General features: G+C 70.4%; 18 protein-coding genes. 1 reads left to right on the forward strand and 17 read right to left on the reverse strand.

The window, feature by feature from the left end:
- Nucleotides 1-39: 39 nt before the first annotated feature.
- From NTY77_12670 to NTY77_12715, 10 genes are read right to left on the reverse strand one after another with little or no spacing between them, the layout of a single operon-like run.
- Complete coding sequence (locus NTY77_12670; protein ID MCX5796338.1) at nucleotides 40-423, reverse strand: MerR family transcriptional regulator; 384 nt, start codon at nucleotides 421-423, stop codon at nucleotides 40-42.
- Nucleotides 420-683: an HU family DNA-binding protein gene (locus NTY77_12675; protein ID MCX5796339.1), complete on the reverse strand. Its 264-nt coding sequence runs from the start codon at nucleotides 681-683 to the stop codon at nucleotides 420-422. Before NTY77_12675 ends, NTY77_12670 begins: the two co-directional genes overlap by 4 nt.
- A complete protein-coding gene (locus tag NTY77_12680) occupies nucleotides 676-1299 on the reverse strand; it encodes a bifunctional nuclease family protein (GenBank protein MCX5796340.1) in 624 nt (207 codons plus the stop codon). Before NTY77_12680 ends, NTY77_12675 begins: the two co-directional genes overlap by 8 nt.
- A gap of 4 nt (nucleotides 1300-1303) precedes the next feature.
- Nucleotides 1304-1948 (reverse strand): glycerol-3-phosphate 1-O-acyltransferase PlsY, encoded by a 645-nt coding sequence (gene plsY, locus NTY77_12685; GenBank protein ID MCX5796341.1) that lies wholly within the window; start codon nucleotides 1946-1948, stop codon nucleotides 1304-1306.
- A gap of 50 nt (nucleotides 1949-1998) precedes the next feature.
- The gene (gene hflX / locus NTY77_12690; GenBank protein MCX5796342.1) at nucleotides 1999-3264 is read right to left on the reverse strand and encodes a GTPase HflX; all 1266 of its coding nucleotides are present in this window, start codon (nucleotides 3262-3264) and stop codon (nucleotides 1999-2001) included.
- A 3-nt stretch (nucleotides 3265-3267) separates the two neighbouring features.
- Entirely contained in the window at nucleotides 3268-4818 is a 1551-nt protein-coding gene (locus NTY77_12695) for a fused MFS/spermidine synthase (GenBank protein ID MCX5796343.1), read from the reverse strand.
- A complete protein-coding gene (gene miaA / locus NTY77_12700) occupies nucleotides 4799-5848 on the reverse strand; it encodes a tRNA (adenosine(37)-N6)-dimethylallyltransferase MiaA (protein MCX5796344.1) in 1050 nt (349 codons plus the stop codon). The genes NTY77_12695 and miaA overlap by 20 nt, the downstream gene beginning before the upstream one ends.
- Complete coding sequence (locus tag NTY77_12705; GenBank protein MCX5796345.1) at nucleotides 5740-6237, reverse strand: PilZ domain-containing protein; 498 nt, start codon at nucleotides 6235-6237, stop codon at nucleotides 5740-5742. Before NTY77_12705 ends, miaA begins: the two co-directional genes overlap by 109 nt.
- Nucleotides 6218-7510, reverse strand: coding sequence for a MiaB/RimO family radical SAM methylthiotransferase (locus NTY77_12710; GenBank protein MCX5796346.1), 1293 nt, complete (start codon nucleotides 7508-7510; stop codon nucleotides 6218-6220). The genes NTY77_12705 and NTY77_12710 overlap by 20 nt, the downstream gene beginning before the upstream one ends.
- A 46-nt stretch (nucleotides 7511-7556) precedes the next feature.
- Nucleotides 7557-9515 carry a hypothetical protein gene (locus tag NTY77_12715; GenBank protein MCX5796347.1) on the reverse strand — a complete coding sequence of 653 codons (1959 nt, stop codon included), beginning with the start codon at nucleotides 9513-9515 and terminating at the stop codon, nucleotides 7557-7559.
- Nucleotides 9516-9620: 105 nt separating this feature from the next.
- Here NTY77_12715 and NTY77_12720 point away from each other — a divergent pair, with 105 nt between their 5' ends.
- Nucleotides 9621-10256, forward strand: a complete 636-nt coding sequence (locus NTY77_12720; GenBank protein MCX5796348.1) for a hypothetical protein — start codon at nucleotides 9621-9623, stop codon at nucleotides 10254-10256.
- Here NTY77_12720 and NTY77_12725 read toward each other — a convergent pair.
- The 7 genes from NTY77_12725 to NTY77_12755 all read right to left on the reverse strand — a co-directional run bounded on the left by NTY77_12725 (nucleotide 10253) and on the right by NTY77_12755 (nucleotide 17424).
- Nucleotides 10253-10429 (reverse strand): SH3 domain-containing protein, encoded by a 177-nt coding sequence (locus NTY77_12725; GenBank protein MCX5796349.1) that lies wholly within the window; start codon nucleotides 10427-10429, stop codon nucleotides 10253-10255. The genes NTY77_12720 and NTY77_12725 overlap by 4 nt on opposite strands.
- Nucleotides 10426-11049, reverse strand: coding sequence for a tetratricopeptide repeat protein (locus tag NTY77_12730; protein MCX5796350.1), 624 nt, complete (start codon nucleotides 11047-11049; stop codon nucleotides 10426-10428). Before NTY77_12730 ends, NTY77_12725 begins: the two co-directional genes overlap by 4 nt.
- Nucleotides 11046-12917 (reverse strand): BatD family protein, encoded by a 1872-nt coding sequence (locus NTY77_12735; GenBank protein ID MCX5796351.1) that lies wholly within the window; start codon nucleotides 12915-12917, stop codon nucleotides 11046-11048. Before NTY77_12735 ends, NTY77_12730 begins: the two co-directional genes overlap by 4 nt.
- The gene (locus NTY77_12740) at nucleotides 12914-14587 is read right to left on the reverse strand and encodes a VWA domain-containing protein (protein MCX5796352.1); all 1674 of its coding nucleotides are present in this window, start codon (nucleotides 14585-14587) and stop codon (nucleotides 12914-12916) included. Before NTY77_12740 ends, NTY77_12735 begins: the two co-directional genes overlap by 4 nt.
- A 112-nt stretch (nucleotides 14588-14699) precedes the next feature.
- The gene (locus NTY77_12745; GenBank protein ID MCX5796353.1) at nucleotides 14700-15692 is read right to left on the reverse strand and encodes a VWA domain-containing protein; all 993 of its coding nucleotides are present in this window, start codon (nucleotides 15690-15692) and stop codon (nucleotides 14700-14702) included.
- Nucleotides 15689-16603, reverse strand: coding sequence for a hypothetical protein (locus NTY77_12750; protein ID MCX5796354.1), 915 nt, complete (start codon nucleotides 16601-16603; stop codon nucleotides 15689-15691). The genes NTY77_12745 and NTY77_12750 overlap by 4 nt, the downstream gene beginning before the upstream one ends.
- Nucleotides 16600-17424 carry a DUF58 domain-containing protein gene (locus tag NTY77_12755; GenBank protein ID MCX5796355.1) on the reverse strand — a complete coding sequence of 275 codons (825 nt, stop codon included), beginning with the start codon at nucleotides 17422-17424 and terminating at the stop codon, nucleotides 16600-16602. The genes NTY77_12750 and NTY77_12755 overlap by 4 nt, the downstream gene beginning before the upstream one ends.
- Nucleotides 17425-17652 lie beyond the last annotated feature (228 nt).

Here is a 17652-nt window from a genome sequence, read left to right on the forward strand (position 1 = left end):
CGAGCGTCTTGCCCGCCTTGCGCGACGGCATAAATCCTATCACTTCGCAAGCTCCGACGCCAGTTCCTGAAGTTCGACCCGGACCTCGCGCAGCAGCCGCACCGCGGCCGGCGCGGCCGCGGGCTCCCCGGCGTCGGCGCCCATGACGCCCCGGCGGCGTTCCAGCAGGGCCTTGCGCGCCCCGGCCGCGGTCAGGCGCCGGCCGACGAGCAGGCGCTTGATCTCGAAGATGGTCTCCAGGTCGGCGCGGCCGTAGCGGCGGTGGCCGCTCGAGCGCCGGGCCGGCCGGGGGAAGCCCAGCCGGGATTCCCAGTAGCGCAGGGTGTGCGGCGCCACTTGGGCGATGCGGCACGCCTCGCCCATGGTGAAGAAGTCCTGGTCCGGGATGACCGGCCCCGGAAGGGGCGGCGTCCCCGGATTCACGGCTGCAGGAGGTTCTTCGACGCTTTGAAGCGCACGCCCTTGCGCGGCGGCACCGTCACCTGCTGCCCCGTCTTCGGGTTTCGTCCCTGGCGCTGCTGGCGGTGCTTGACGCGGAAGGTCCCGAAGTTGGAGATCACGACCTTCTCCTCGCGGCCGAGCGCCGCCCGGATGGTCGCGAACGTCGTCTCCACGGCCTGGGCGGCCTCTCCTTTGGTGGTCAGCACCTTGGCTACGGCTTTGATGATGTCTAGTCTATTCATCGTCGCTCTCTTCCTCGGGCTCGGGGCCTTCGGCCCCGGGCCCGGGAGGCTCTTCCTCCTTGGCGGGCTTCTTCTTGGTCTTGATGTCCTTCTTGAGATCCTTGAAGATGTCCTCGGGTTTGAGGTTCTTGAGGTCGGCTTTGAACTTGCTGACCTCGTCCTCGGTTATCGGCTTGCTCAGAGTCTGACAGTTGGCGAAGACCTTCTCCTCGACGTAGATCGGGCAGCCGGCGCGCACGGCCACGGCGATGGCGTCGGACGGCCGGCTGTCGAGGTCCACGGCTTGGCCGTCCTTGACCACGCGGATGCGGGCGTAGAATGTGTTGTCCTTGATGTCGCAGACCACCACCTTCTGCACCGAATAGCCCATCTGCGTGATGGCCCCCAGGAGCAGGTCGTGGGTCAGGGGCCGGGGCAGGACGATGCCGGAGAAGCGGATGGCGATGGCCTGCCCCTCGGTGATGCCGATCCAGATCGGCAGGAGCCGGTTGCCGGAGAGCTCCTCCAGGAAGATGATGCATTCGTTGGCCGTGGTGGCCAAGGAATAGATGTGGACCTCTTTCTCCACGGAGGGCTGCGCCGGGCCTTGGGAGCCGCCGCTTTCGTTCTTGGCCATGGGCTCAGCTCCGCTTGCCTGCAGCCGGAGCGCCTGCGGACCGGCTCTCGAGACGGAAGGCGAGGGCGCGCTCCCGGCGCAGGCGCTTGATGTTCGGGATGTGCTTGTAAACGATGAGCGCAGAGGCGGCCAGAGCCGCGGCGGTGTAGGGCAGGGGCGAACCGAGCACGAGGCAGAGCACCGGCAAGACCGCGGCGGCGCAGAGCGAGCCCATGGAGATATGCCCGCTGCCCCACATCCCGCAGAGGAAGCACATGAGCGTCAGGGTCATGGGCTGGGGGGTCAGCGCGGCGAAGACGCCCGCCGAGGTGGCCACGCCCTTGCCGCCCCTGAAACCCAGGAACACGGTCCAGTCGTGCCCGATGATGGCCGCGGTGCCGCAGAGGACGACGAACCAGGGCTGGTCCGGATAGAGGCGATGAGCGATGAGCACCGGCACGAAGCCCTTGAGCGCGTCGACGAGCAAGGTGACGGCGCCGGCCGGCGCGCCGGCGACGCGGTAGACGTTGGCCGTGCCCGGATTGCCGGAGCCGCGATCACGGATGTCGATGCCCATGAGCCGGCGCACCACCAGGTAGCCGGTGGGGATTCCCCCCGCCAGGTAGCTGAGCACGACGAGTCCGGCTTGGGCCCAGAGGTCGGTTCTCATAGGGCGGTCAACGATCAGCGAAGAAGTGTAGCAAAACTGGCCCGGCTTTTCTAGGATTTTCTCTTTGTGGAGGCGAGCTTTTTTTGAAGGCGCCCCCAGTTCTCCTGGGTCAGCCTCAAGCGCATCCGGATGCGGTCGCGGACCGCGCTCTGGGAAAGCACCTGGCTCGATTGCCGGACCCAGGATGCCAGGCTGAAAGCCTGGGCCGCGGGCAGCTCAACCTCGCGCAGCAGCCAGCGCCTGGAGAGGGTCCGTTGGACGGCAACCAAGGCCGCGGAGAGGCCCTCTCCGGTGGCGGCTGAGACGAAGACGGCGCCCGGATGGCGGCCCTCCAGGTCGCGCCGGCCTGCGGCCTCGAGCAGGTCGACCTTGTTGAAGAGCAGCACCTGCGGCAGGTCCTCGGCGCCCAGCTCGCGCAGGGTCTCGGCCACCGCGGCTTGCTGCGCCGCGGCCTCCGCCGCGGAGGCGTCCGCCACCACGAGCAGGCAGTCCGCCAGGACGGCTTCCTCCAAAGTGGAGCGGAATGCGGCGATCAAGGTGGTGGGCAGGCGCCGGATGAAGCCGACCGTGTCCGTCATCACCGCCCAGGAGCCCTCGGGCAGGCGCACCCGCCGCGCCGTGGGGTCGAGGGTGGCGAAGAGCTTGTCGTCGGCGTAGACCCCGGCCGCGCCGCGCGTGAAGGCGTTGAGCAGCGAGGACTTGCCCACGTTGGTGTAGCCGATGAGCGCCACCTGGGGCACGGGCACCGCGAGGCGGCGCTCCCGGCGCAGCAGGCGCGCGGAGCGGACGGCCTCGAGTTGGCGGCGCAGGTGCTGGATGCGCAGGGAGATGTGGCGCCGCTCGTACTCCAGCTTGCGTTCGCCCGGCCCGCGCGTGCCGATGCCGCCGACCTGCTGCGAAAATCCCCGCCAAGAGCCGGTCAGGCGCGGCAGCATGTAGGAGAGCTGCGCCAACTCGACTTGCAGGCGTCCTTCGCTGGTGCGGGCGCGCTTGGCGAAGATGTCGAGTATGAGGCGCGTGCGGTCGATGATCTTGGCCGGGATGGCGGCTTCCAGGCTCTTCTGCTGCGCGGGCGCGATCTCCCGGTCGAACACGACCGTGGCGGCCCGATGGGCGCGCACCGCGGCGGCGATCTCCGCGACCTTGCCCACGCCGACGAGGGTGCCGGGGTGGTAGCGGGCCAGAGCCTGGGAACACGTGCCCACCACCTCGCCGCCCGCGGTCTCCACCAGCCGGTGCAGCTCCGCGAGGCTCGCGGCCATGACCGCGGCCTCGGCCTTCAAGCCCACGCCGACGAGGATGACTGGCTCGGCCATGGCCTAATAGAGCATGACGTCGGGGATGCTCCCCTGCAGGCTTCGGCGCCAGAGCGACGCGGTCCTGGCCAGGAGGGACTCCATGGGCGCGAAGTCGTCGCTGAGCAGCGGCGCCCGCGCCAGGTCGCCGGGCGCGGGGAACAGCTCGCGGGTGAGCATGGCCTGGATGTCGGCTTTGGCGAAGGGCCGCGCCCGCAGCGCGGCTCCCTCATCCGCCAGAGGCGCGTCCGAGGCGAACAGGAGCACGTTGGCGAGCCCATTGAAGTCGTCGCTGCCCGCGAAGGCGCGGACCTTCGGGAAGACGGTCTTGAGGGTCTTATAGGCCGCCAGCCAGGCCTCGTCGCCCGGCGGGCGCAGGAGGCTCACGATGTTGAGCGCGACCAGGCCCCGGGGCTCCAGGCGCCGCTTCATGGCCGAGAGGGCCTCGCGGCTGAAGAGTTGGAACGGAGGAGACTCCGTGGCGAAGGCGTCCAGGGCGATGAGGCCGTAGCTCGGCCCGCCTCGCTCCAGAAAGGTGCGCCCGTCCTCCACGAAGACCTGCCCGCGGGGCGAGTAGTCGAAATGCCGCCGCGCCGCGGCCACGATGTCGGGGTCGATGTCCACGGCGTCTACGATGAGACCGTGGTGGAGCTCCCACGCTTTAGGCAGGAGCCCGGCCCCGACGCCGATGACCAGGGCCCGCCGCGCCTGGGGGCGCAGCAGCGGCGCCCATTCCAGGGCGCGGACGTACTGGGAGTCGCTCTCCATGTCGGGCAGGCGGGCCACGGACTGGCTGGTGCCGTTGACCAGCAGGTAGCGCTTGGACCTGCCCAGGTCCAGGACCTTGATCTGTCCGTAGGCCGACTCGCGGTGCAGGAGCACGTTGGTCCGCGGCTCGGGGCGGGGCCAGAAGCCGGCGAGCGCCACGCCTGCGGCCGCGGCCAACGGGGCCAGAGGCGCGCGGCCTTGGGCCAGGCGTCGTCCCAGGGCCCCCAAGAGCAAGAGCAGGGCGGCGGTCCCGAAGAAGACCTGGCTGATGGGCAGCCGGGGGATGAGCACGTAGCCCGACAATATCGCGCCCAGCACGCTGCCCACGGTGGACACGGCGTAGACGTTGCCGGCCCTGCGGCCGACCGTGTCGAGCCCGAGGGCCGTGAGCCGGATGGCGATGGGGCCCAGCATGCTCAGGAGCACCAGCGCGGGAGCCACGAGCACGGCGGCGCTGGCCAAAGCTCCCAGCTGCACGCCCAGAGGTGCCGCCAGGCGCAGGACCGTGGCCCGCGCGGCGGGGATGGCCGCGACCGCGATTCCGGCCCAGAAGAGCAGGCGCGCCAGCAGCGTCAGGCTCGCACCCCGGTCCGCGGCCCGCCCGCCGAGACTGTAGCCGGCGGCCAAGGCCACCAAGGTCACGGTGATGAGCGCGGACCAGCAGGCCAGCGAGGAGCCGTAGAACGGGCTGATCACGCGCGTGCCCACGATCTCCAAGGTCAAGGTGACGGCGCCGGTCACGAACAGCGCCGTCATGACGAAGCGGTCCTGCGCTGGACTGAGGCCCTTAGCGGCTGGTTGACGCATGGTGCTCCGGGATGGACCGCAGGGCTTGCCTGCGCATGTCCTCGAGACTTCCGCCTGCCACGGCCTGGGCACCGAGCTGGTTGCGGAACCAGGTGCGCTGGCGCCGGGCGTACGCGCAGGTGGAGTTGACCAAGCGCGCCAGTCCCTCGTCGGCGGAGAGGCGGCCCTGAGCGCAGGCCACCGCCTCAGGGTAGCCGAGGCTCCGGAAGCCCGGCTCCTCGCCGCTGAACCGGCGCAGGAGCCCGCGAACTTCTGCGAGCATCCGCGGCCAAATGGACTCGGCGCGCGCGGCGATGCGCTGGCGCAGGTCCTCGGGGGGCCAGTCGATGCGGAGGACGGCGGTGGCAGGTCGGCTGGCGCCGACCCGCTCGTTCTTGTGGTCCTGCCAATGCTGCGAGATGGGCCGGCCGGTGAGCTCAAAGACCTCGAGCGCGCGCACCACGCGCTGGATGTTGTTGGCGGGGATTGCGGCCGCGGCTTCGGGGTCGACGCGGGCGAGTCGTTCGTGCAGACAGGCCCGGCCGTGGGCGCGCGCTTCCTCCTCCAGCCTGCGCCGCAGGGCCTCGTCGCGGGGCGGCAGGGCGCAGAGGCCTTCCAGGAGGGCGCGGATGTAGAGCCCGGTGCCGCCGGCGACGATGGGGATGCGGCCCCGGCCCCGAATCTCCGCTATGGAGGCGCGCGCCAGGACGGCGAAGCGGCCCGCATCGAAGGGCTCGGTGACCGGGACGCAGTCGACCAGATGGTAAGGGATCCCCTCCACGCGGCCTTGGCGGTCGCGGGCGGGCTTGGCCGTCCCGGCGCACAGCTCGCGATAGACCTGGCGCGAGTCGGCTGAGACGACTTCGCCATGCAAAGAGCGGGCCAGGGCCAGGGCCAGCTCGGTCTTCCCCGAAGCGGTGGGCCCGACTACGACGACAGGGGCTATTTCTTCGGCCAGAAGGGCATCTTCTGCGGCTTGGCGCAGAGGGCGTGGAAGGTGCAGGGTTTGACGCAGACCTCGGGGAGCTTCAGGGCGACGCGGGTCTCGCAATCGCCGTGGTCCTCCGCCATCTTGCTGATCTGGTCCTGATGCTTCTTGCTGATCTGCGTGAAGGAGATGCCCACGTTGTAGGTGGGCCCCCTTTGGTGGACGCGAACGACCCGGCCCGCGATGGGCACGCGGTCCAGGCCCGGGATGCTGAGCACCATGTCCAGGCGCCGGGCATGGGGCGGTTCGAGGAACATGAGCAAGGACATCCCCCCCGCGGAGAGGTTGGTGAGGATGGCCGGCTGGCCGAGGGCGGCGGCCGGGGCGCTCTGCCCTTCGCCCGGACCGAACTGGACGGTGATCGGCTCGATCATCCCTTCCACCACGGGCAAACGCACGTGGGCGCGTCTTTCCGTGCCGACCTTCTCGTGCTTATGGGTTGTGTGGCTCATGGATATCTCCTAGCAAAGTGCGGCGCGTCGCGGCGTCCACGCGTATCGACACGAGGTCGCCGGCCGCGACCGGACTGCGCCATCTCGCCTTGAAGCCCGTCCTCGTCCGGCCGAAGGTCGGGGTCTCGGCCAAGACCTCGACGCTGCTGCCGACCTGCGCATGCAAAGCCTGCGTCGTAAGACGCTCGACTGCGGCATTGACGGCGGCGAGTCGCCCCTCCTTCACCGGCGCGGGCACGTCGTCGGCAAGCGCCGCGGCCGCCGTCCCCTCCCGCGCGGAGTACTTGAAGCAGAAAGCGCTCGCGGGGCGGAGCTCCTCGATCAGCGTCAGAGTCTGGGCGAAATCCGTATCCGTCTCCGAAGGAAATCCTACTATAATGTCGGTGGAAACCACAACGCCGGGGAGCGTCTGGCGCAGACGGTCGGCCGTGCGCAGGAACTGCTCCCGGCTGTAGCCGCGTCGCATCAGCCCGAGGAGCCGGTCGCAGCCGGACTGCGCCGGCAGGTGGACCCACTCGCACACCGTGCGGCACTCGCGGACGGCGGACGAGAACCGGTCGTCGCAGAGGGCGGGATGCGGGCTCATGAAGCGCAGGCGCCGCAGGCCCGGCAAGGCGTCGAGCGCGCGCAGCAGGTCGGGGAAGTCCGCGGCCCCACTGCGGTACGCGTTGACGCGCTGGCCCAGCAGGATCAGCTCGCGGGCGCCGTCCTCGATGCGGGCGCGGGCCTCGCCGAGTATCTCCTCGGCGGGGCGGCAGGATTCCGGGCCGCGGACCGTGGGCACGATGCAGTAGGAGCAGGAGCAGGAGCAGCCGCGCATGATGGTGAGGTGTTGAACGGGCTTGCCCCCCGACGGAACGGCCGCCCCCCGCGGGGGGGCGGCCGGATTCCGAATCGCCTGCGGCGATTCGGAATTTCGAACGGCAACGGCTTGCGCGACGATATCGGCGTAGCTGCCCGCCCTCTTGGAGCCCACGACCAGGTCCACGTGGGGGAAGCGCCGGGCCAGGCGCTCGCCCAGCCGTTCGGCCACGCAACCGGCTACGACCAGGAACCGGCTGGGGTCCTGCGCCTTCCACTCGCGCAGCCGCCCGATGAGCGAGAGGGCGCGCTGTTCGGCGTGGCGGCGCACCGAGCATGTGGTCAGGAATATCGTGTCGGCTGGCGCCGGGACCGCGGCGGCCTGCCAGCCTCGGCGGCCGAGGTCGGCCGCGGTTTCGGCCCCGTCGGCGGCGGACATCTGACAGCCGAGCGTGATGACGTGGAGCTTCATCTCATTCCATTATAGCATTGGGTGCCGGGCTCGGCAGGGCAGCGGGCTACCGTCCCCGCTCGCCGGAGGCCTCGGCCGCGCTGTGGGCGAGGATGAGCCCGCCGGCCAGGGCCGGAAGCGGGAAGAAGCCGGAGGGCCGGTCGTCGGTGTCCGGCCTCAAGGCGGCCAATTCCGGCGGCATGTCGGAGAAATCGTCCCAACGCAGCCGCGGCAGGTCTTCTTCCAGCTGGAGGTCGTCGGCCTGGACGTAGACGTTGCTCCGGGCCAGCAGCGCGGCGGGCTGGGACGCCAGGGGCTGGTCGGAGCATGCCAAGAGGTAGCCTCCCGGCAGCTCGAAGCCTCCGACATGGGCGAAGACGCTGCGCGCGGTGCGCAGGGTCTGCGCCAGGCTGAGCGGCGGATACGGCGCGGGCAGGCGCAGGGCCGCCAAGCCCGCCGGGTTGAGACGGCCGCGCAGCTCTCGGAACGCCTCCCGCGTGGTGAGGCGCGCCCATTCGGGCGTGGTCGCCGGGAACGGGAGTTCTTCGATGATCACGTCGAAGGAGGGCCCGGCGGCGCGCAGATAGCGGCGCGGGTCCGCCCGGGTCCAGCTCAGGGTGGCGCCGTTGACCGACGGCGACGGCGGCGGCCAGGGCGTCGGGGCCTGGGCGCGCAGGATGAGCCCGGCTTCGGGGTGGGAGTCCACGGCCCGCACCTCCACCCCATGGGCCATGGCGGAGATCAGCGTCAAGGGATTGCGCACGCCCAGCATGAGGACGCGGCGCGGGGAGCCTTGCAGCAGGAGCGGCAGATGGGCCTCGCGCTTGGCCTCGGCCGGGGCCTCGACCCAGGCGGCGCCGTCGCGCAGGAGCACGGGGACTCCGGAAGAGAACCGGTAGACGGCCAGCAGCTCCCGTCCGTCCTCGGCCAGGGCGAGATACCGGCCGCCGGCCCAGGCCGCGTTGAGGCGGTTGAGCCAGACGTCGGCAAAGAGCTCGCGGCAGTGCCAGCCCATGACCAAGGCGAGGGCCAGTCCCGCGAGCGCGACCCGGGCGAGGACCGGCTTGCGCAGGAGGGGCTGGCGGTCGGCGGCGAGGCTCAGCGCGGCCAGGGCCAGATGGCAGACCGCAGCGGTCTCGGCCGCGCCCAGGCGGGGGATGAGGGCCCAGGCGGCCAGGGGACCGGCCGCGGCCAGCAGCGCGCCGGAGGCGCGCGCCGGCAGCGAGGGCGTCCCCGCGGCGTTGGCGACGTCCTCCGCGGGCGCCGGCCAGGCCATGGCCAGCAGGGCGCTCCAGAACGCCAGGGCCAAAGTGGACTGGCCGACGATGAACGACAGGTCTCCCGGCCCCCGCAGCCCGGCGAAGAGGTATTCTGCGGCGCCGGCGTTGATGCCGATGAAGCGCAGCCAACATAGGCCCAGCAGGCCGGCCAGCGCCGATACGAAGACGAAGAGGCGGCGCGGCAGCCCGGCGGCGTCGAGGGCCGGGGCGCAGCGTCCTTTCAGCCAGAGGCCGAAGGCGGTCCCGGCGCCGGCTCCGACCAAGAGGCCGCAGAAGGCATAGAAGGAATGTCCCCAGAGCAGGCCCAGGCAGCGCGCCCAAGCCACGGCCGCGGCGCCGGCCGGAGCCAGCAGCCAGGCCGGCGGCGCCGGCCGTAAGGAAATCCGTCCGGCCGGCACCTGCGGAACTTCCGATACCGCAGGCGGCGCCGCCGGCCCGCGGCTTTTGACCCAGCCGGCCAAGCCCAAGGCCGCGCCGGCCAGACCCACGGCGCGCAGACCCAAAAGGGGCAGCAGGAGCGCCGCGCAGAACAGGGCTGTCGCGGGCGCGGCTAGAGCCGGCAGCGGCCGGCGCGGGAGATCGGCCACGAAGCGGCAGCCCCCGCCCAGAGCCGCCATGAAGACTGCGCTTAGGAGAGCCGCGCAGACGGTGACCCCTCCTCCCTGCCGCAGGACGAAGACGGCGGCGGCCGGGCCCAGCATTCCCAATCCGGCCCACATCAGGACGAGAGCGTAGGAGGGCGCCATGAAACCGTGGGGATTCTAACATTTTTCTCCCGGGGCCGGACGCCGCGCCCGGCCCCCGCCGCGTCGAAATGTTTTCGTAGCATGAAATCGGTATAATCTCCGCACATGCTTTGGCTGATGCTGTCGTTGCTTCTCTGGGTCTGTCCCGCGCGGGGCCAGGAAACCGATGGGTCCGCGTCCGAGGAGCAGCCCGCCGCAGAGAAATCGGCGGCGCCGGCCGCGGATACGGAGCAGCCCGCCGCGGAGGAATCGGCGCAGCCGGCCGCGGGGGCTGAGCAGCCCGCCGCAGAGGAACCGGCGCAGCCGGCCGCGGAAGCGGAGCAGCCCGCCGCAGAGGAAACGGCGCAGCCGGCTGCGGAAGGGGAGCAACCCGCCGAGGCGTCCCCGTCGGACGCGGAAGCTGCCCCAGCGGGCGGCGACACCTACTCGGCCGATGAGCTGACCGCCCCTGCGGGCGAGGCGGAAAGCGCGGCTGCGGCCCAGCCGGCCGTCAAGGCCAAGACCGCCGCCGCCAAGCCGGCCGGCGGGAAGAAGGCGCTGTCCGCAGGCAAGGCGAAGGCCAAAGCCAAGAAGAAGCTAGCGGGGAAGCGCAAACCGGCGGCCAAGAAGGGTTCTGCGGCTTCAGCGAAAAAGGGAGCGGCCGCCGCCGCCGGCAGTGTGGCGTTACTCAGCCCAAAGCCTGCCGCTCCTGCGCCCCCCCCGCCCGTGCCGGCCACACCGGTGGAGCCGTACAACCCTTAGAGTTCTTCGACTGCCGCAGCCGGGAGCCAGCCCTTCACCCCTTCCTTCAAGACCCCCAGTTCCACCCAGGCCCCGTCGGACCCCAGGATCTGCACCCTCCTGCCCTCGGGGACGGTGAAGCTGACGTTGAAATTCTCGCCCGGCCCGCTGCGCAGCTCCGCAGCCGGGGTCACGATGACCCCGCGCCGCTGCGGAGCGACTCCCCGGACGGCCAGCCACCAGCCGGAGCGACTCCCCGGACGGCCAGCCACCAGCCGCCCAGGCCGAGCCAGAGGGCCGCGGCGGCCGCCGTCCAGGGCAGCAGGCTCGGGCGCAGGGCCGGCCGCCAGAGGCACAGGCCCGCGAGCCCGAGCAGCAGCCAGCACGCCAGCCATTGCAGGCCGGCCAGCTCCCGTTCGCTGCAGAGATGGAAGGCCAGGAACAGGAGCGGCGGCACGCCGGTCGGCGTCAGCTCTTCGCCGGCCCGCCTGAGCGCGTAGTCCAGGTTCTGGCGGATGTCCGCGTCCCGCGGCCGGATGAGGAAGGCCCGTTCATAGGCCGCGATGGCCCGCCCGGTCTTGCCGCTCTTGAAAAGGGAGTTGCCCAGGTCGTAATGCAGGCCCGCATTGCGGGGCTCGGCGCGGACGGCTTGGAGGTACCAGTCGGCCGCGCCTTGATAATCGCCGAGGTCGTAAAGGCGCTGGCCCTCGGAGCGGGGCGGGGATTCGGGGGACGCCGGCCCGCCGGGTGCGGCGGGCGCGGCGGCCCAGAGCGGCGCGGCCAGCACGGCCGCGGCGAGGAGCAGGGAAGTCATCGTTTGAGCTCCTTCTCCAGGCTGTGGAGCAGATCGGTCAGCTCCTGGCGCACGGCCGCGCCATCCCCCGCGGAGCCCGCCGCCGGAGGGGCGAAGCGCCGCGAATCGAGGTCTTCCCAGAGCGAGCGGATGCGCTCGACCTCCTGCGCAGGGAGTTGGGGCTGGCGCATCTGCAGCAGCTCTGCGACACGGCGCATGGTCAGGCCCGAGGCCGGCTCGCTGAGCTTGTCGGCGAGGAAGCCCGTCAAGGCCTCGGTCAGGAGGCCGGCCGCCTCCCGGGAATCGAGCGCGTGCTGGGCCGCCTTGGACCGGATCATGGCGGTCTTCCAGGCGCCCCGGAACCGGGCGCCCTTGGGGTCGGAGGCCAAGCGCTCCCTGAAGAAGGCCAAGCCCAGGGCCCAGAAGAAGAAGAGCAGCGGCACGGCGTGGATCGGGCCGGCCGAGGCTACGGATTCCAAGGCCCGCGTGAAGGGCGGCGGCTGCGTCCGGGTCTGGAGGTAGGAGATGTCCTCGTTGACTCGGGTGAGGCCCGGGGCCGCGGCGGCGGACGGGGCCACGTAACCCACGGCCGGAGTCGCGTTGGGCTCTCCCGGAGCGACGGAGACGGTCAGGGGCGGGCTCTTGAGCGTGATGTACTCCCGGCGCGCCGGGTCGAAATAGGAGAACTGGATCGGCGGGATGGTCTGGTCTCCGGAGACGCGCGGGACCAGGACGGTGCGGATGACCTTGGAGCCCTGCACCAGGTCGCCCTTCTTCTCCTGGTTGACCGAGGTCACCGGGTCGAAGACCCGCCAGGAGGCCAGGCTGGGCAGAGCCGGCTCTCCGATGGCTTTGAGGTTCCCGGTCCCTTGCACGGTGACGGCGAGGTTGACGGCATCACCCACCTTGGAGCGGCGCTTGTCGACGCTCGCGGCCAAAGAGAAGCGGCCCACGGCGCCTGCGAAATCGGCCGGTCTGCCGGCCGCGGGCAGCGGGGCCACTTCCAGGACCAGGGGCTGGGAGGCGATGGTCCGGCTCTGCGGGGCCGCGACCCCCTGGGAGAAGAACCTCTCGAAGAAATCGGGAGAGAAGGGGTCGGCGTTGAAGTCCTGCTGGACCTGGCAGCGCACCACGGCATTGCCGATCTTGAGCCGTCCGGCCTGCAGGGGGAACAGCGCGGTCTTGATCTCGGTCACATCATAGGCCCGGCCTTTGAGCACCACGTTGTAGTGCCGCAGCGGCGGCAGGTCCTCGCTCAGGAAGCCTTCCAGCTTCGGCGGCACGTACTCCGGATTGCCCATCAAGGGGACCGCGGCGTGGAACTTCACGGAGAGCGTCACCTGCTCGTTGACCGAGGCTTTGGCCTTATCGAGTTCGGCGGTCACCAGGACGTCGGGGGCCCCTCCGGCTGCGGCGCCCGAGGGCCGCGGCCGGGCGGCCGGGCGGCCCGGACCCGGCCCGGCCTGAGCTTGGCCGGGCTGGGCCGCCGGCGCCGGCGCAGCCGGGACGGCGTTGGACGGAGGCAAGACCTGGATCTCGATAGGGTCGGTGTGCGCTGTCGCGCCCTGGGCGGACACCGTGATAGGGAGGATCAGGCCCTTGCCCACGGCCCGCGGGACCAGGACGAAGGTGTGGGTGACGGAGCTGGAGACCCGGCCGTTGACGAAGGAGATGTTCTGGCTGCGGCCGGAGGAATACACGCTGAAGTTCGCCAGGGGCGGCAGCTGCGGGTCCGGCAGCGAGGCTTGGCCGCCTGATATGGTGACGGCCAGGACCAGTTGGTCGTCGAGGGCGACCTGGGTCTTGTTGACCTCGGCGGTGATGGAGAGCTGCCCCAGGGCGCGGGATGCCGGGCAGAGCGCCAAGGCCAGGCCGAGCCAGAGCTTCACCAATCCTCCTCGGGCGGAGGCCGCTTCTGAGGGGAGATCTGCTGCAACCGGCTCTTGGCGGCCTTCTCCTTCTCCGCGACGGAGCGCATGATCCCCTGCGCGTCGTCCTTGGACATCTGGTCCTGGGGCCGGGGCGCCGGGGGCGGCGGCTGGGAGTCATTCTTCCCCTTATCCTTCTTGTCCTGCTGGTCCTTCTGGTCGTCCTTCTTCGGATTAGGTTTGTCGCACTTCTTCTGGGGCGGCGGCGGGTGCTTGAGCAGGCGCAAGGCCACGGCGAGGTTCTCCTTGGAGTCCCGGTCCTGGGGCGCCAGGACGACGGCCTTGCGGAAAGCGGCCACGGCGCCGGCATAGTCCTGCTTGCGCACCAGCACGTCTCCCAGGTTGTAGTAGGCCGCGGCCCGCGCTTCCCGCGCTGCCTTGGGGTCTTCCGCCAGGCGTTTGAACTTCTGGGAGGCGGTGTCAAAATCCTCGAGCCGGTAAAGGGCGTCTCCGGCGTTGAATTCCGGCCGAGGGTCCCCCGCTCGCTGCGCCGCGCGGTAGCGTCCCAGGGCCTCCTGAAATTCCCGCTTCTGGTAGAGCCGGTTGCCGGCGCGCAGGTCGGATTCGCTGCCGGCCGCGTGCGCGGAGGCGGGAAGCAGGCACAGCAGCAGGAGCGCCGTCGACTTTCCCGCCGCGGGCATCCGCCGGAGAGGGACCAGGAGTTCGGCCAAGAGGAGCAGGAAGCCCGCGGCCAGAGGGAAGAGGAAGCGGTTGCGGTAGTGCTGGGAAGCGCCGGAGACCCCTTGCGACTTCTCCAGGTCCGCGATGCGGCGAGCGATATCAGCGACCTCGTCCTCGGCCGGGCTGGCGCGGTAATAGGCGCCCCCGGTGCGCGCCGCCATGTCGACCAAGGTCTTTTCACCGAGGCGGCTGATGACGGTCGCTCCCTTGCGGTCCTTCTTGTAGCCGGTGAGCGCCCCGCTGCCTTCCTCTTTGATGGGTAGAGGATTGCCTTCGGCCGTGCCTATGCCGATGGCGTAGATCCTGACGCCCGCGGCCGCCGCCTCGGCCGCGGCGCCCGAGGGGTCGGTGTTGTGGTCCTCACCGTCGGTCAGCAGGACCAGGGCCTTGCCGCCGGGATAGCGCTGCAGGACGCCCGCACCCAGGCGCACCGCGGTCCCGATGGCGGTGCCCGGGACCGGGATGGATCCCACCGATATCCCGGAGAGGATCTGCTTGGCCGCCTCCACGTCCGTGGTCAGCGGGCAGAATATGCCGGCCTCGCCCGCGAAGGCGATGACCCCGACGCGGTCTCCCTGGAGCGCGGCCAAGAGCTGCGCCAATTCCCGTTTGGCCTTCTCCAGGCGGTTGGGCGAGACGTCTTCGGCGGTCATGGACAGGGAGGTGTCCACGGCGATGAAGACCTGCCGCGCGTCCGAGCGTGTGGTGACCAACTCCACCCCCCATTGCGGCCCGGCCAGGGCCACAAACAGAAAGGCCAGGCCAGAGAGCAGCAGGACGCCCTGGAGCCGCCGCCGGGCCGCGGTCTCGGCAGGGATCAGCCGCGATAGCAACCCCGGGTCGCCCAGGGCTTGGGCTATCGCCCGGCGGCGGGCCGCGGCCCAGAAGTGCAGCGCCGCCGCGGCTCCTACCGCCAGCGCCATCCAAAGCAGATACAGCGGGTTTCTCAACATGGATGCTAGGTGCCGGGCTTTGACTTTTGTTCTATTGAACTTTCCTTAGAGATAAAAGTCAAAGCCTGGCACCTGTTCGAAAATCTCCCACGCCGGTCTCTTGCCGGATTCACGGCCACCTCAGGAGCAGGCCTTGCGACAAGGCGGCTTCAAGCAGGAGGAGCAGGGCCGCGGCCAGCACCGGCAGGCCGTAGAGGTCCGCTCGGGAGACGATCTCGGGCAGCTTGACCTTGGTCTTCTCCAGCCTGTCGATCTCGGAGTAGATGGAGCGCAGTTCGGAGAGGCTTGTGGCGCGCCAGTATTTCCCGCCGCTGAGTCGCGCCACCTCGAGCAGGCCTTCTTCGTCGAGGTCGTCGCTGATGCGGACCATGACCCGGCCGAGGTTCGGGTCGTCTACGGGCATGAGGCTTTCCCCCCGCTTGGCCGTGCCGATGGCGTAGATCTTGACGCCCAGCGCCGCCGCGGTCTTGGCCGCGGTCACCGCGTCGAGGCCCACGTTGCCGCGGCCGTCGGTCAGCAGTATGATGATCTTGGTCTTGGCCTTGCCGGCCTTGAGGTGGTTGAGCGCGGAGATGATGCCTTCGCCGAGGGCCGTGCCATCCGCGCCGGTCATCCCGGCGCTGAGGCCCTGGATGCGCTCGATGAGGGCATCGTAATCGAGCGTCAGGGGACAGGCCAGCATGGGGGCGCCGCCGAAGACCACCATCCCGATGCGGTCCTCGACGCGGCCGCGCACGAAGCGCGCGGCCGTGTCCTTGGCCGCTTCGACCCGGCTCAGCGGCTGGAAGTCGAGCGCATTCATGGAGAGCGAGGTGTCCAGGGCGAGCATCATGTCGATGCCTTCGCCCCACCCTTGCAACTGGCGGGTCACCTTCTGGGGCCTGGCGAGGCCCACGCAGACCAGGAGCAAGGCCAGCAGGCGCAGGCCCAGGGGCAGCCAGCGCGCCAGCAGCGGCCGCAGCGACGGCTCCGCCGCGAAGGCTCCGAGCGCCGGGTAGGGGAGCGTGGGCCGGTTGTCGGGCTCCAGGCGCGCCGCCGCCCACCAGGCCGCGGCCAGGGCCGGGAGGACGCCCAGCAGCATCCAGGGATGGGCGAACCTCATGGTCGGCCGCCGGCCGCCGCGGTCACATCTTTTGGCGATGTCTCGCGCACCAGACGCCGCGCCGCCGTCAGATCGGAGCCCCCCCAGCGGGCCTGCGCCGGGATCTTCGCGAACTTGACCAGGTCGGCCCGGTCGAAGAGGTCCTTGAACACGGTCAGAAGCCGGCGGTCGAGCTCCAGCTGCCGCAGCCGGCGGTGGATCTCGGTCGTGGTCTCCCGCGTCGCCGCGAAGGCAAAACGCCGCTCCAGATACCGCCGGAGGATCTCCGTCAAGGCGCCGTAGAATTCCTTGTGCCGGCCTTCCGCCCACATGTGGGATGCATCCAAAGCGGCCAATTCGCTCTCCGCGATCTCTTCAGGGGGACGGGTGTCGGGCGGCGGGCCGGCCGCCGACTGCGCCCGCCGGCGCAGCTCGGCGCGCCGTTTGTACCAGTACCAGAGCCCCGCCAGGGCGGCGGCGAGCAGCAGCCAGGGCCACAACAGCGGCCGCGCGCGGCGGGGAGGCTTGATGTCCTTGACGTCCTGGGACTTGGCGGCTTCGGGAGGCTCACGGACATCGAGACGCAGTTCGCTCGACAGCGAGCGAGCGGGCCCCGCGCCGGCCAAAGTCCAAAACAGGGTGAAGGCGCGCTGGCCCACGTCCAGGGGGATGAGCTGGATCTCGAAGCGGCGTCCCGCCGGGAGCTCCCGGACGGCGGTGATGGCGAAGCTGTCGGTCGTGGAGCGCTCCAGGTCGAGGGAGAGAGAGGCTCCGGCTTCCAGCGTCGCGGTCGCCTGGATGGTGATGGGCTCGCCCAGCACGACCGAAGAGCTGGGCGCTGCGAGCTCCACGCTCCCCCCTCCCGCCGCGGGAGCGGGCCCCGCCGCCCAGGAGCAGACAGCGGCCAGGCTCAGCGCGGCCAGGATGTTCATCGGCGCAGCCTCCGGGCGCGCTGCCGGAAGAAGCGGATGATGGGGTCCAGGTAAGGGCGGCCCGTGCTGATCCGTATGAAATCCAGGCCGCAACGCCCGAAGAAATCCTCCAGCCGGCGCACGCGTTGGCTCTCTTGGCTCCGGTGCCGCTCCAGGAGTGCGGGCGCCGAGGCGTCTACCAGCATGCGGCGGCCCGATTCGGGGTCCTCCAGGTCCAGGAAGGCGCCCAAGGCGGGCAGCGAGGCCTCCCGCGGATCCGAGACCACGACCGGGATGACATCGTGCTTGAGGGCGGCCAGGCGCAGCGGGCCTTCGAAGTCGGCGTCGCGGAAGTCCGAGATCAGGAAAAGGATGCAGCGCCGCTTGAGGACTTGGACCATGGTCTCCAGGCTGCGGCCGATCCTGGTCCCGTGACGGCGGGGCTGGTAGGCCAGGACCTCGCGGATGAGATGCAGGACGTGGCGGCGCCCCTTCTTGGGAGGGATGTATTCCTCCACGTCCTCGGTGAAGACGAAGAGTCCGGCCTTGTCGTTGTTGTACAGGGCGGAGAGGGCCAGGACCGCGGAGAGCTCCGCGGCGACCTCCTTCTTGAGGCGCGTCGAGGTCCCGAAGAACTGCGAACCCGAGAGGTCGCAGGCGATGGCCACGGTGAGCTCGCGCTCCTCCGAGTATTGCCGGACATGAGGGCGCCCGGTGCGGGCCGTCACGTTCCAGTCGATGGTGCGCACGTCGTCGCCGGGCACGTACTCGCGCACCTCGGCGAACTCCATGCCGCGGCCCTTGAAGACGCTGAGGTACTCCCCGGCCAGCGTCTCGGTCACAGGCGCCCGGTCATGATCTCGATGCGCCGGACCTGGGCGAGGAGTTCGGGTGATATCATCGAAGAATAGGTGCCACTCTTTGACTTTTGACTTTTAGGGAAATTCCACAAGGTCAAAAGTCAAAGAGTGGCACCTAGGGGACTTCGACGCTCTCGAAGAGGGTCCGGATGATCTCTTCGGAGGCGATGTTCTCGGCTTCGGCCTCGTAGCTCACGCGAATGCGGTGGC

The sequence above is a fragment of the Elusimicrobiota bacterium genome, assembly GCA_026388095.1.
Classification (GTDB): Bacteria; Elusimicrobiota; Elusimicrobia; order UBA1565; family UBA9628; genus UBA9628.

Excerpts from the sequence above, each read along its gene's own strand:
- NTY77_12715 (MCX5796347.1), bottom strand. The coding sequence starts at position 9,515 with ATGGCGCCCTCCTACGCTCTCGTCCTGATGTGGGCCGGATTGGGAATG.
- NTY77_12710 (MCX5796346.1), bottom strand. The coding sequence starts at position 7,510 with ATGAAGCTCCACGTCATCACGCTCGGCTGTCAGATGTCCGCCGCCGAC.
- NTY77_12705 (MCX5796345.1), bottom strand. The coding sequence starts at position 6,237 with ATGAGCCACACAACCCATAAGCACGAGAAGGTCGGCACGGAAAGACGC.
- plsY (MCX5796341.1), bottom strand. The coding sequence starts at position 1,948 with ATGAGAACCGACCTCTGGGCCCAAGCCGGACTCGTCGTGCTCAGCTAC.
- hflX (MCX5796342.1), bottom strand. The coding sequence starts at position 3,264 with ATGGCCGAGCCAGTCATCCTCGTCGGCGTGGGCTTGAAGGCCGAGGCC.
- NTY77_12750 (MCX5796354.1), bottom strand. The coding sequence starts at position 16,603 with ATGAACATCCTGGCCGCGCTGAGCCTGGCCGCTGTCTGCTCCTGGGCG.
- NTY77_12730 (MCX5796350.1), bottom strand. The coding sequence starts at position 11,049 with ATGACTTCCCTGCTCCTCGCCGCGGCCGTGCTGGCCGCGCCGCTCTGG.
- NTY77_12720 (MCX5796348.1), top strand. The coding sequence starts at position 9,621 with ATGCTTTGGCTGATGCTGTCGTTGCTTCTCTGGGTCTGTCCCGCGCGG.
- NTY77_12680 (MCX5796340.1), bottom strand. The coding sequence starts at position 1,299 with ATGGCCAAGAACGAAAGCGGCGGCTCCCAAGGCCCGGCGCAGCCCTCC.
- NTY77_12675 (MCX5796339.1), bottom strand. The coding sequence starts at position 683 with ATGAATAGACTAGACATCATCAAAGCCGTAGCCAAGGTGCTGACCACC.
- NTY77_12695 (MCX5796343.1), bottom strand. The coding sequence starts at position 4,818 with ATGCGTCAACCAGCCGCTAAGGGCCTCAGTCCAGCGCAGGACCGCTTC.
- NTY77_12745 (MCX5796353.1), bottom strand. The coding sequence starts at position 15,692 with ATGAGGTTCGCCCATCCCTGGATGCTGCTGGGCGTCCTCCCGGCCCTG.